Below are 13,136 nucleotides of genomic sequence, written 5' to 3'. Positions count from 1 at the left end.
GTATCTCGTCCCGCCTAGGTGCCGTGAGCACCCTTAGGTCCAAGTGGTTTTGCCGGTTTGGAAGCGGTGACACCGCAGGCGCGCAAAACCCATCGGCGGCCGTCGCTGCGAAAATCGGTGATGCTCAGTGGCTCGACGTCGATCTTCGAGCTGGCGGCAAGCGGCGCACCGAGAACATGCAGAATCGCGGCGCGGATGACGCTGGCATGCGTCACGGCGATGGTATGGCCACGTTCGGCGATCACTCGATCCATCAATCCGGCGATCCGTCGGACAACCTCGGCCAGCGGCTCGCCACCATGCGGGGCCGCATTCGGATCCGTGAGCCATGCGGCGATTTCTTCAGGCTGTCGCGCCTGCACCTCTTCAACGCTCTTGCCCGCCCATAGTCCATAGTTCTGGTCGGCCAGCATCGGATCGACGGACGCGTCCAGCGACAGCGCCTCGGCGGTCTGACAGGCGCGAAGCGCCGGCGCTGTCCACACACGGTCGGCGCGACGCAGCGTCCCTCGCACCGCCCTTGCCAATGTCAGCGATCCTGGCTCCAGCGGTTCATCCAAGGGAAACCGCCCTTTCCGGGTCGCCGCCGTGGCACCGGCGCAGATCATGGTCAGACGGACGAGCATGGCATGCCTTCTCTGAAGTGGTTGAAAAGCCGCACCAACAGGTGCCGCCTTTCGCGCCGGCGCGATCAAAACCGCTGGTGAAACCTGGCCAATTTGCGTATCACTCCGCCGCGCCAACGGAACCAAAATGATGTTCGAAGACCTGCAGCCAGCTCCCGCCGACAAGATTCTTGCGCTGATCGGGCTCTATCGCGCCGATCCACGTCCTGGCAAGGTCGACCTCGGCGTCGGCGTCTACAAGGATCGCGACGGCAAGACGCCGGTCATGCGCGCCGTGCGGGAGGCCGAGAGGCGGCTGCTGCAGGGCCAGGATAGCAAGACCTATCTCGGTCTTGCCGGGGATACCGGGTTCAACACTGTGATGGCCAAGCTCGCCTTCGGTCCGGGCGCGGACCTGTCGCGCATCCGGGCGGCACAGGCGCCCGGTGGCTCCGGCGCGCTGCGGCTGGTGGCAGAACTGCTCAAGCGGACGCGTTCGGATGCCACGGTCTGGGTCTCCGACCCGACCTGGCCGAACCATATGCCGGTGATGCGTGCCGCCGGCCTGCAGATTCGCGAATATCCTTATTTCGATGCTGCCTCGGGAGCGGTTCGTTTCGACGACATGCTGGCGGCGCTGCGGTCGGCCAACAGCGGCGACGTGGTGCTGCTGCATGGCTGCTGCCACAATCCGACCGGCGCCAATCTGGACGCGGCCCAGTGGGAGGCCGTCACCGATCTCGCCGTCGAGCGCGGCCTCCTGCCATTTGTCGACATCGCCTATCAAGGCTTTGGCGACGGCCTGGAGGCCGATGCCCTCGGCTTGCGGCTTCTGGCCGCGAAAGTTCCGGAAATGGTTGTCGCGTCGAGCTGCTCGAAAAATTTCGCGGTGTACCGCGACCGGGTCGGCGCGGCGATGGTCCTGGCCAGGAACGGCGCGCAGGCCGACGTCGCGATGAGCCAGATGCTGTCGGCGGCGCGCGCCATGTATTCGATGCCGCCCGACCATGGCGCCGCAGCGGTGCGCATCGTCCTGGAAGACGTCGCGCTGCGTGCCGACTGGGAAGCAGAACTGGAAGAGATGCGTCTTCGTATGCTGAGGCTTAGGGTCGCATTCGCCGAGGCGCTGCGCCGGCAAACCAATTCCGACCGCTTCGACTTCGTTGCCAGCCATCGCGGCATGTTCTCGCGGCTCGGCCTCACGGAAGCGCAGGTCGAAAGGCTGCGCGCCGAGCACGCCGTCTACATGGTCGGCGACAGCCGCATCAACGTCGCCGGCCTGCCCGAGGACGGCATGGATGACCTCGCCAAGGCAATTGTTTCCGTGCTGGACTGACGGGGCGGGTACGGTGCGCCTGTGGACAAGGTCCCCTCGCCGGCTGACAGCGTTGGCCGAGTGGCGGTTCGCGCGATAGCATCCGCTCCATGACGCCATCGAAAGACATTTCACGCCTGATCGAGATCATGGCGGCGTTGCGGGCGCCGAAGACCGGGTGCCGGTGGGACATCGAGCAGGACTTCTCCACAATTGCGCCCTATACGATCGAGGAGGCCTACGAGGTGGCGGATGCCATCGCGCGCGGCGATCTCGACGATTTGCGCGACGAACTCGGTGACCTCCTGCTGCAGGTCGTCTACCATGCCCAGATAGCGCAGGAAGCCGGCGAATTCGCCTTCCCTGACGTTGTCCAGGCCATCACCACCAAGATGATCCGCCGCCATCCGCACGTTTTTGGCGACGAGAAGGCCCGCAGCGCCGGCATGGCCAAGGGCATGTGGGAGAAGATCAAGGCGCAGGAGAAGGTCGAGAAGCGACAAGCCCGCCTCGCGCGCGGCCTCGACCCGGAGGACAACGGCAAGGGGTTCCTGGACAGTGTTCCGGTCGCCCTGCCCGCCTTGACGCGAGCGCTGAAGCTTCAGGAAAAAGCCGCCCGGGTCGGCTTCGACTGGAGCGAGGCTGCTCCCATCCTGGACAAGATCGAGGAAGAGATCGGGGAGTTGCGCGAGGCTCTCGCCAAGGGCGAAACGGCCTCGATCAAGGACGAGTTCGGCGACATGTTGTTTGCCGTCGTCAATCTCGGCCGTCACCTGAAGCTCGATTCGGAGGCGGCGCTCAGCGGCACCAACGAGAAATTCCGCTCACGCTTCCACTATGTCGAGCAGGCCCTGGAAAAATCAGGCGGCTCGCTGGAGGAAGCCAGCCTGGAGGAGATGGAAGCGCTCTGGCAGGAAGCAAAAACTGCAAGGTAAGCCTATAGCTCCGGCAATTCCGGACGGAAAACCGCGATAACTTTTCCTCGAATTTCTGCGCGTTAGCTGTTGTTTTTGCGACGCAATCGGCTTTCAATCTCTTCGCGGGCGCTTTGCGTCGCCTTCAGCGAAATAGTGGCGCTGCCATCGTCATTGTCGGTTCGCGAAACGACATCGCCGTTGCGATACAGCCAGTCGACCAAGCCGAATTGTGCGGGCTCGATCGTCACCGTCAGGTCTTGCAGTTCGCCGGCCATCCGCGTTTCGACAACCGCTTTCAGCGCATCAATGCCTTCGCCTGACACCGCCGATACGGCAATCGGCGGCTCTTTGGAACCGTCGGCGCTGTCAGCGAGCAGCCGCTGCCTATTGCCTTCGTCCAGCAGGTCGATCTTGTTCCAGACTTCGATCACGCGCCTGGTGTCGCTGGCGTCGACGCCGAGATCGGCGAGGATGCGCTCGACATCCTCGGCTTGCGCGGCCGTGTCGGGATCGGAAATGTCGCGCAGATGGATGACGAGATCGGCCTCGACCACCTCTTCCAAGGTCGCCCGGAACGCCGCGATCAGATGCGTCGGCAGGTCCGAAATGAAGCCGACCGTATCGGAAAGAATGATCGGCGTGCCATGCGGCAGCCGCACGCGGCGCAGTGTCGGATCCAGCGTGGCGAACAGCATGTCCTGCGCCAGCACCCCTGCTCCGGTCAGCTTGTTGAACAGCGTCGACTTGCCGGCGTTGGTGTAGCCGACGATCGCCACCACTGGAAACGGCACCTTCTTGCGCTTGGCGCGGTGCAGGTCGCGGGTGCGGCGCACGGTTTCCAGCTCGTGCTTCAGCTTTATGATCTTTTCCTGCAACTGCCGACGATCGGATTCGATCTGCGTTTCACCGGGGCCGCCGAGGAAGCCGGCACCGCCACGCTGACGTTCCAGGTGGGTCCAGCTGCGCACCAGGCGGCCCTTCTGGTAGTTGAGATGGGCAAGCTCGACCTGCAGCGTGCCTTCCTTGGTGCGCGCCCGTTCGCCGAAGATCTCCAGGATCAGCCCGGTGCGATCCAGCACCTTGGCGTTGAATTGCTTCTCGAGGTTGCGCTGCTGCACCGGCGTCAGCGGATGGTCGACGATGACCACTTCCGCGTGCCCTTCCTTGACGATCCCGGCGAACTCCTCGACCTTGCCGCTGCCCAGCAACGTCGCCGGGCGCGGATCGTTGACGGTCACGACCGCCGTGTGGATCAGATCAAGGTCGATGGCGCGGGCAAGGCCGACTGCTTCGTCGTGGCGCGCCTCGGCCGAGCGCGTCAGCCGCGGACGGTTCGTGTCATCGTCGTTACGGGGTTGGCGGGTAAGCACAGGCACAATGACAACGGCCCGGGTCGGACCCTTGGCTTCCGTCCCGGGATGATGCGCTGGTTTTCCGCGAACCGTGCCGTCCGCGTCCTTCTCACGTGCCAATCAGGCGCCCTGGCTTTCCTCGCCATCGAACATCTGAACCGGTTGGCTCGGCATGATCGTGGAAATGGCGTGCTTGTAGACGAGTTGGGAGTGACCGTCGCGGCGCAGCAGGACGCAGAAATTATCGAAAGAAGTGACCACGCCGGTCAGCTTCACGCCGTTGATGAGAAAGATGGTGAGCGGGTTCTTGCTCTTGCGAACTGAATTCAGGAACAGGTCCTGAAGGTTTTGCGATCGTTCCGCCATTGTTTTTGTCTTTCGCCGATCCCCTTCGGTTTGCAGCCAATGCGCCAAATTAGCGGGCACATGTCAAGCGCGCAAACACCCTCTTGTCGTCAGTAACGACAAGCAGAACGAGATATATTGATGTTCATTCCACCTGTGCGGTTATCAGGCTGGACTTTTTTCCGCAATGTCAAAAAAGGCATGCCGCAACGAAAGTGTTATTGAGCCGGGGTGGCCATTGGCTATGGGATCGCCGTCAATGGCCACGATCGGCATGGCAATAGTCGTCGCGGAACTGATGAATGCTTCGCGGGCCGCTTTGGCCTCGGCGACGGAAAATTCCCGTTCCTCGATCTTCAGGCCGAGCCTTGCCGCGACTTCGAACATGGTGGTGCGCGTGATGCCGCGCAGAATGCCATGTTCGGCCGGCCGGGTGACCAGAACGCCATCCCTGGTAACGATCCAGGCATTCGACGACCCGCCTTCCTTGACGTTGCCGTCGGCATCCACGAACCACGCCTCCTGCGCGCCCGCTTCCTTGGCCTTCTGCTTGGCCAATACATTGGGCAGCAGCCCAACGGTCTTGATGTCGACACGGTCCCACCGGTTCTCCGGCACGGTGATGACGGCGATACCGGCCTCGGCTCGCTTGGCTCCCGCGGCAGGATCGGCCTTCCTGGCTGTCACCACCAGCGCGGGCTTGGTGTCCGCCGATGGGAAGACAAATTCCCGGCTGGCGACACCACGCGTCACCTGAACATAGACAAGGCCGTTGACGACATGATTGCGGTTGACCACTTCGCGCAGGATCAGCGGCAACACATTGCGTGTCACCGGCCAGGCGATCGACAGTTCGGTCAGCGAGCGGTTCAGCCGGGCAAGGTGGTGCGGCATGTCGACGATGAAGCCGCGCGCCACCTCGCAGACCTCGTAGACGCCGTCGGCGAACTGATAGCCGCGATCCTCGATATGCACTGCGGCATCGGCGTGAGTGATGTAGCGCCCGTTCACATAGGCAATGCGCGGCATGGTCACCTCGGGGGATTCGGTTCGGCCTGTTTAAGCGATTCCGCGGGTGCAGGTAACCGACAATCGCGTGGGCCACCGAGGATCCGGTCAGACGCCCAGCGACTTCAGCTTGCGGTGCAAGGCGGAACGCTCCATGCCGATGAACTCGGCCGTCTTCGAAATGTTGCCGCCGAACCGGTTGATCTGGGCGATCAGATAGTCCTTTTCGAACTGTTCGCGTGCCTCGCGCAGCGGCAGCGCCATTATGTGCTGGTCCGACTGGTTTGGCGTGCGCGGCATGACATCGCCGATTTCGGACGGGAGCAGATCCGCGGTGATCGGCGCGTCCACGTCCTCGCCGCGCGCCAGGATCATCAGCCGCTCGACGTTGTTGCGCAACTGACGCACGTTGCCCGGCCAGTTGTGCGCCTGCAGCACGGCCAGGGCGTCGTCGCCGATACGGCGTGGCTTGATGCCAGCCTGGCGGGCGATCTGCTTCATGAAGTTATCGACGAGATAGGGGATGTCCTCGCGCCGCTCGGCCAGTCCCGGCACCATGACCGGAACCACGGCGAGCCGGTGGTAGAGATCCTCGCGGAAACGCCCGTCGGCGATCATCGCCTCGAGGTTCTGCGAGGTCGAGGAAATGATGCGGACGTCGACCTTGACCCGCTTAGTACCGCCCACCCGCTCGAATTGCTGTTCGACCAGCACGCGCAAAATCTTGTTCTGCGTCTCGCGCGGCATGTCGGCCACTTCGTCGATGTAGAGAATGCCGCGATGGGCCTCCTCCAGCGCCCCCACCTTACGTTCGACCCCGTTCGATTCGGTGCCGAACAGTTCGATCTCCATGCGTTCAGGCGTGATATTGGCGGCGCTCAGCGTTACGAACGGCCCGCCCTTGCGCGTCGACAGCGTATGGATGGCGCGGGCGGCCAGCTCCTTGCCCGATCCGGAAGGGCCAACGATCATCACCCGGCTGTTGGTCGGCGCAACGCGCTCGATGGTCTGGCGCAACTGGCTCATCGCCGAGGACATGCCGATCAAATCGAAAGTCTCGCCGCTGCGCAGCTTGAGGTCGGAAACTTCGCGGCGCAGTTTCGAGGTCTCGAGTGCGCGTTCGGCAATGAGGATCAGCCTGTCGGCCTTGAACGGCTTTTCGATGAAATCATAGGCTCCGCGACGGATGGCGGAAACCGCCGTTTCGATGTTGCCGTGGCCTGAAATCATCACCACGGGCAGGTTCGGGTGCATGGTCTTGATCTCGTCGAGCAACGCCAAGCCGTCCAGACGCGAGCCCTGCAGCCAGATATCCAGGAAGATCAGCCTCGGTGCTCGGTCGGCGATAGCCGCCAGTGCGCTGTCGGCATCGAATGCCGTACGGGTTTCGTGACCCTCGTCACTCAGGATGCCCGCGACGAGTTCGCGGATGTCTTCCTCGTCATCGACGATGAGAATATCAGACGCCATTGTCGACCTTTTCAGTTTCTCTTTCGTGGTCCGCCTTGCTTTCGGCGCGCGGCAGCGCGCTGGTCGCAGGCGGCAGGATGATGCTGATCATCGCGCCGCGCCCGCCGTGGAAATCCGCAGGCGCGTCATGGAGTTCCAGCCTGCCGCCATGGTCCTCCACGATCTTCTTGACGATAGCGAGACCAAGCCCGGTGCCCTTTTCACGTGTTGTCATATAGGGCTCCAGCAACCGTTGGCGATTCTCGCGCGGCAGGCCTTTGCCATTGTCGATGACGTCGATGCGAATCGCGCCATTCTGACGGCCGGCTTGAATCCGGATTATGCCGTGCGAACCGTCCTTATGTTCCAGCCCGTCGATCGCCTCGGCGGCATTCTTGATCACATTGCCGAAAGCCTGGGCCATCAGGCGGCTGTCAAATGTACCCTTGAGCGGCTCGTTCCCGAATATCCGCTCGAAGGTGATGTCGGCGCGGCTGACTTCGACCAGGAAGGAAGCCTCGCGCAGTGATTCGCGCAGGTCGATGGCCTTCATCTCGGGCTTTGGCATGCGCGCGAAAGCCGAGAACTCGTCGACCATGCGGCCGATATCCTCCACCTGGCGGATGATGGTGTCGGTGCACTGGTCGAAAACCTCGCGGTCTTCGGTGATGACCTTGCCGTAGCGGCGCTTTATGCGTTCGGCGGAAAGCTGGATCGGCGTCAGCGGATTCTTGATCTCGTGGGCGATGCGCCGCGCCACGTCGGCCCAAGCGGATGAGCGCTGGGCCTGAACCAGATCGGTGATGTCGTCGACGGTCACGACATAGGATTTTTCCTCCGAGCCATCGGCGCCGGCCTCGATGGTGACCTGCACATTGAAGGTCCGCTCGGCGCCGGCGCGATAGAACGTCACCTGTTCGCGGTGGACCGGCTTGCCGGATTTACGGCCGATCTCGAAGACGCGGCCGACATGCGGCAGGATCGCGGACAGATTCTGCCCAAGTGCCGCGCTGGCGGAAACGGCCAGCATCGATTCGGCAGAACGATTGACGATGGTGATGATGCCGTAAGGGTCGACGCCGATGACGCCGGCGGTGACGCCGGCAAGCACGGCTTCGGAAAAACGGCGCCTCTCATCGATCAGGTCCTTCGCCGACAGGATCTCGTTGCGTTGCGATTTGAGCTCCAGCAGCATCTTGTTGAACGTGTCGCCGAGCGAGGCGACATCGCCATCGGATGGCCGCACCGGCACCGCGACGTCGAGATTGCCGGTCGCGACTTCGTCGGCAGCGCCGATCAGCTGACGGATCGGCCGCACGAGCCGGTCGGCAACAGCTATGCCGGTCCAGATTGCCGACAGGATGATGATCAGGGTCAGCGACAGATAGGGCAGCGCAAACGCCACTTGCGAGGTACGCCTGTTGTCCTCGAGATTGCGATACTCGTCGGTGTTGGACCTGACGATCTGCCGCGCCTTGATCACCTCGGGGTCGACCAGACGGATGGTGTAGAGATAGAGGCCATCGATCTCGCGCAGCTTGACGATGGCGCCCATGATGTTGCGCGTGCGCGGCTCGATCAGCACCGGCTTGCCGTCGGTGGCGGTGGCCACCGCTCCTTCCGGCGGTTCCGGCATGGCGAAATCGGCATCAGTCTTGGCGCTCATGACGAAGGAGCCATCGGGCTTGATCAGCGCGGCATGCGCCAGCGAGCGACCCACGGCTTCCTTGTTCATGAGGTCGAGAAACCCGGTGCGATCGAGGCCGTAGAGCGTGCGGGAGGCATCAAGATCGTAGGCCATCGACAGCGTCGTACCCTGCAGGTTGCGCGCGTTCTCCTGCACATAGGCGTCGGCGATCGACAGTGACGAGTTGACGATGGTCTTGGTGCGGATCTCGAACCAGCGATCAAGGCCGATATCGAGCGTGATCGAGGCGATGATCGCCACCATGATGGCGGGAATGGCGGCAACGAGGGCGAACATGGCAACGATGCGCACATGCAGCCGGGAAGCCGCCTTCCCATGCCGGCGCGCCATGACGATGCGATGTACCTCGCGTCCAACCAGCGCGATGAGGAAGAGCACGAAGGCGGCGTTGAGAGCGATCAGCGCCCAGGTCGTTTTGGCGTCAGGCGCAATCGGTGTCGCACCGACCAGGATGGCGAACGAAATAGCCGCCATGACCAAGGCACCGACGACCGCCACCACGCCAGGCAGTGCCAGCAGCCGGCGCCCGTCACGCGCGCCAGGTTCGCTGAAGAGCGGTTTGTTGAGTACAGGTGTTTGCGGAGCCATGTCGCCGTCTAGAGCCAGTGATTGCGTCCGATCTATGCAACGCATTGTGGCGATTATGCAACAAGTGTGACAACTACAGGACTCTTTCCCCGGTCGGTCCCCTGAAAAGATCCTGTATGCAGCGCGGGCTCAGGTCTGGCGGGAGGACTTGTAAACGTTGACGCCCAATTCGCGAATCTTCTTGCGCAGGGTGTTGCGGTTGAGTCCCAAAAGCTCCGCGGCCTTGATCTGGTTGCCGCGGGTTGCCGTCATTGAAGCCAGCACCAACGGATATTCGACTTCGGACAGGATGCGCTCGTACAGACCGGCAGGCGGCAATTCGCCTGCAAAGGAGGCAAAATAGCGCTGCAGGAAGTGCTCCACCGCCTGCCCAATGGAAAGATCGTCGGGAATGAGATTGCCGCCGCCTGGTACCACGTGGCGTTCGCCTGTCTTGAGCTCCGTCTCGATGATCTCGGCGGAAATCTCGTCCTGCGAATAAAGCGCGGCGAGCCTGCGGACCAAGTTTTCCAACTCGCGCACATTGCCTGGCCAGGGATAGCGCTTCATCAGTTCGATGCCGCCGGAAGAGATGCGCTTGGTCTGCAGCCCCTCCATTTCGCCGAGCTTGAAGAAATGGCGCACCAGATCGGGCACGTCCTCCGAGCGTTCGCGTAGCGCCGGCAACCTGAGCGGCACGACATTGAGACGGTAGAAAAGATCCTCGCGGAAGAGGCCCTGGTTGATCAGCGTACGCAGGTCCTTGTTGGTGGCGGCGACAATGCGCACATCGGTCTTGATCGGCGTGCGGCCGCCGACAGTCGTGTACTCGCCCTGCTGCAGGACGCGCAGCAAACGCGTCTGCGCCTCCATCGGCATGTCGCCGATCTCGTCGAGGAACAGCGTGCCGCCCTCCGCCTGCTCGAAGCGGCCGGTCGAGCGGCTCTGCGCGCCGGTGAAAGCCCCCTTCTCGTGGCCGAACAATTCCGATTCGATGAGATCGCGCGGGATAGCCGCCATGTTGATGGCAACGAACGGACCGCCACGACGGCGCCCATATTCATGCAGCGCTCGTGCCACCAGTTCCTTGCCGGTGCCGGATTCGCCCGAAATCATCACCGTCAGGTCGGTCTGCATCATCCGCGCCAGCATGCGGTAGATGTCCTGCATGGCCGCCGAACGGCCGACCAGCGGCATCGTTTCGGGCGGCTCTTCTTGCCTGGCATCGATCTTCGGCCGCCGGGGCTCGGACAAAGCGCGGTTGACGATGTTAAGGAGTTCGGTCAGGTCGAAAGGCTTCGGCAGATATTCATAGGCGCCAGTTTCGGAGGCGCGGATCGCCGTCATGAAGGTATTCTGGGCGCTCATGACGATGACGGGCAGTTCCGGCCGCGCTTTCTTGATGCGCGGCAGCATGTCGAAAGCGTTCTCGTCCGGCATCACGACGTCGGTGATGACGAGGTCACCCTCGCCGGCCGCGACCCAGCGCCACAGGGTCGACGCGTTGGAGGTGACGCGCACCTCGTGACCGACACGCGACAGGGCCTGATTGAGAACGGTGCGGATCGCAGCATCGTCGTCGGCGACCAGAATATTGCCGCGAACGGTCATTTGCGGTCTCCTTCACCGTCTTGATCAGCGCCAAGCGCCGTTTCCTTCCAGGCCGGCATGAGGACCCGGAATGTTGTCGCGCGCGGCGTCGAATCGCATTCGATGATGCCGCCATGTTCACCGACGATCTTGGCGACCAGCGCCAGCCCGAGCCCCGAGCCGTTCGGCTTGGTGGTAATGAAGGGATCGAACAGGATCGGCAGGATATCCTCCGAGACGCCGGAACCATTGTCGCGCACGCAGAACTCCAGCGGCAGCGATACGCGGTCCTGCGTGCCCGGAACCGAAACGCGGATACCGGGCCGGAAGGCGGTGGACAGCACGATCTCGCCCTGGGGGTCGCTGCCGATCGCCTCGGCGGCGTTCTTGATCAGGTTGAGGAACACCTGGATCAGCTGGTCGCGATTGGCAAATACCGGAGGCAATGACGGATCATAGTCCTCCAATATCTTGATTTTCCTTGCGAAACCGTTCTTTGCGATCGCTTTAACGTGGTCGAGCACCACATGGATGTTGACGGGATAGCGGTCGATCGGCCGCTCGTCGGAAAACACCTCCATGCGGTCAACCAGCGACACGATACGGTCCGTCTCGTCGGTGATCAGCCGCGTCAGCGCGCGATCCTCATCGGAAGCGGACAGCTCTAGCAGCTGAGCCGCCCCCCTGATACCGGAGAGCGGGTTCTTGATCTCATGCGCCAGCATCGCCGCCAGACCGGTCACCGAGCGCGCGGCGCCGCGATGCGTCATCTGCCGGTCGATCTTGTCGGCCATCGACCGCTCCTGGAACATGACCACGACGGAGCCCGGAAACTCCGGCACCGGCGCGACATAGAGATCGACGACCTTTTCGATGCCGAGGCGCGGCGACGAAACGTCGACCCGATATTCGTTGACGGGCGCGCGGCGCTCACGCACCTGGTCGACCAGTGTCAGCAGGGGGCTGCCGAAGGGTATGAGCTTGGACAGGGTGTTGCGCGCCAGCATGGTCGCGCTGGAGCGAAAGAAGTCCTCGGCATCGGCATTGGCGAAGGTGATGAAGCCTTCCTCGCTGATCATGATCACCGGGCGGCGGATCGTGTTTAGTACGATCTGGGCAGCACCCGCCATTTCAATGCCTTGGCCAGAGTTTGCGGTCATGCGGCGCTCCGCAGGTTCAAGGTTTGCGGATCGCGCGAAAACACGTCACGCAGCAAGGCAATGACGCAGGCAGGTTCGGACGCGGTCAATATCGCTTTCCTACTCTCCCCAGCGACACCTCCGGCATGTCGATCGAGATACCAGCCCAGATGCTTGCGCGCCTGGCGCAGGCCGCTCTCGATGCCGTAAAGCGCCAGCATGTCCTCGTAGTGGGCGACGACATAGTCGGCAATCGCTTGCGGGGTCTCGGGAATGCCGGGCGAAAATGTCCCGGCGGCAGCCGCAGCGATGCCGCCGGCGACCCACGGCGCGCCATAATGGGCGCGACCGACCATCAACGCGTCGGCGCCGGACTGTTCGAGAACGGCGGCTGCCTCGCCTGGGGAGCAGACATCGCCATTGGCGACGACCGGAATGGAAACAGCCTCCTTGACGCGAGCGATGGCGCGCCAGTCCGCCTTGCCCAGGTAGAACTGGCAGCGTGTGCGGCCATGGACCGTGACCATCCTGACGCCTGCCTGCTCGGCCCGGCGCGCCAGGACAGGAGCGTTGAGTGCGCCTTCGTCCCAACCCAGCCGCATCTTGACGGTCACCGGCACCTTGACCGCTCCTACCACGGCCTCGATCAGCGAGAGCGCGTGGTCGAGGTCCAGCATCAATGCCGAACCGGCATAGCCACCGGTAACCTTCTTGGCCGGGCAGCCCATGTTGATGTCGATGATGTCGGCGCCCTCGCCCGCGGCGATCCGCGCGCCTTCGGCCATATGCATGGCCTCGCGCCCGGCAAGCTGAACCATATGGACCGGCAGTCCGGAATGGCGTATCCGCAGGTCACAACCCGCCCTGCCCTTGGCGAGTTCGCCGCTGGCCACCATTTCGGACACAACCAGGCCTGCGCCATGCCCATGGGCGCGCCGCCTGAACGCCTCGTCCGTGATCCCCGACATCGGCGCGAGGAAGACGCGGTTGCGTATTCTGACGCCGCCGACGTCGAGAGGCTGGGCCAATCCGATCAAGTTAACCATGCACAAAAACCAAGCACGTCCATTCGTTGCACATTCTCTAGCCAGATCGAAAGAAATGTGCAACGCGGAATGACGCCACATTGAGGCGCAATTGG

The 13,136-nt window shown here is 62.9% G+C and carries 11 protein-coding genes; 2 read left to right on the top strand and 9 right to left on the bottom strand.

The features are described 5' to 3' along the window. Positions 1 to 14: 14 nt before the first annotated feature. Complete coding sequence (locus X742_RS148310; RefSeq protein ID WP_023773685.1) at positions 15 to 626, bottom strand: histidine phosphatase family protein; 612 nt, start codon at positions 624 to 626, stop codon at positions 15 to 17. A 130-nt stretch (positions 627 to 756) separates the two neighbouring features. Here X742_RS148310 and X742_RS148315 point away from each other — a divergent pair, with 130 nt between their 5' ends. Both X742_RS148315 and mazG read left to right on the top strand, forming a co-directional pair. Further along, the gene (locus X742_RS148315; protein WP_023773684.1) at positions 757 to 1,941 is read left to right on the top strand and encodes an amino acid aminotransferase; all 1,185 of its coding nucleotides are present in this window, start codon (positions 757 to 759) and stop codon (positions 1,939 to 1,941) included. Positions 1,942 to 2,030: 89 nt separating this feature from the next. After that, a complete protein-coding gene (gene mazG / locus X742_RS148320; RefSeq protein WP_023773683.1) occupies positions 2,031 to 2,855 on the top strand; it encodes a nucleoside triphosphate pyrophosphohydrolase in 825 nt (274 codons plus the stop codon). Positions 2,856 to 2,917: 62 nt separating this feature from the next. Here the strand turns inward: mazG and hflX are convergent, their stop codons facing one another. The 8 genes from hflX to dusB form a co-directional block, all read right to left on the bottom strand. Continuing rightward, positions 2,918 to 4,309 (bottom strand): GTPase HflX, encoded by a 1,392-nt coding sequence (hflX, locus tag X742_RS148325; protein WP_023773682.1) that lies wholly within the window; start codon positions 4,307 to 4,309, stop codon positions 2,918 to 2,920. Beyond that, positions 4,310 to 4,555, bottom strand: coding sequence for an RNA chaperone Hfq (gene hfq, locus X742_RS148330; RefSeq protein WP_006202172.1), 246 nt, complete (start codon positions 4,553 to 4,555; stop codon positions 4,310 to 4,312). Positions 4,556 to 4,699: 144 nt separating this feature from the next. After that, on the bottom strand, positions 4,700 to 5,563 hold the full coding sequence (locus X742_RS148335) for a D-amino-acid transaminase (protein WP_023773681.1): 864 nt from the start codon (positions 5,561 to 5,563) through the stop codon (positions 4,700 to 4,702). An 87-nt stretch (positions 5,564 to 5,650) separates the two neighbouring features. Then, positions 5,651 to 7,012 carry a sigma-54 dependent transcriptional regulator gene (locus X742_RS148340; RefSeq protein ID WP_015317919.1) on the bottom strand — a complete coding sequence of 454 codons (1,362 nt, stop codon included), beginning with the start codon at positions 7,010 to 7,012 and terminating at the stop codon, positions 5,651 to 5,653. Further along, positions 7,002 to 9,287: a PAS domain-containing sensor histidine kinase gene (locus X742_RS148345; protein WP_023773680.1), complete on the bottom strand. Its 2,286-nt coding sequence runs from the start codon at positions 9,285 to 9,287 to the stop codon at positions 7,002 to 7,004. Before X742_RS148345 ends, X742_RS148340 begins: the two co-directional genes overlap by 11 nt. 129 nt (positions 9,288 to 9,416) lie before the next feature. After that, positions 9,417 to 10,877: a nitrogen regulation protein NR(I) gene (ntrC, locus tag X742_RS148350; protein ID WP_023773679.1), complete on the bottom strand. Its 1,461-nt coding sequence runs from the start codon at positions 10,875 to 10,877 to the stop codon at positions 9,417 to 9,419. Further along, the gene (locus X742_RS148355) at positions 10,874 to 12,016 is read right to left on the bottom strand and encodes a nitrogen regulation protein NR(II) (RefSeq protein WP_023773678.1); all 1,143 of its coding nucleotides are present in this window, start codon (positions 12,014 to 12,016) and stop codon (positions 10,874 to 10,876) included. Before X742_RS148355 ends, ntrC begins: the two co-directional genes overlap by 4 nt. Continuing rightward, positions 12,013 to 13,041, bottom strand: coding sequence for a tRNA dihydrouridine synthase DusB (gene dusB / locus X742_RS148360; protein ID WP_023773677.1), 1,029 nt, complete (start codon positions 13,039 to 13,041; stop codon positions 12,013 to 12,015). Before dusB ends, X742_RS148355 begins: the two co-directional genes overlap by 4 nt. Positions 13,042 to 13,136 lie beyond the last annotated feature (95 nt).

It is taken from the genome of Mesorhizobium sp. LNHC229A00, assembly GCF_000502415.1.
Classification (GTDB): domain Bacteria; phylum Pseudomonadota; class Alphaproteobacteria; order Rhizobiales; family Rhizobiaceae; genus Mesorhizobium.
Note: the sequence above shows the minus strand (reverse complement) of the source record. Positions and strands in the feature narration are given on the sequence as shown.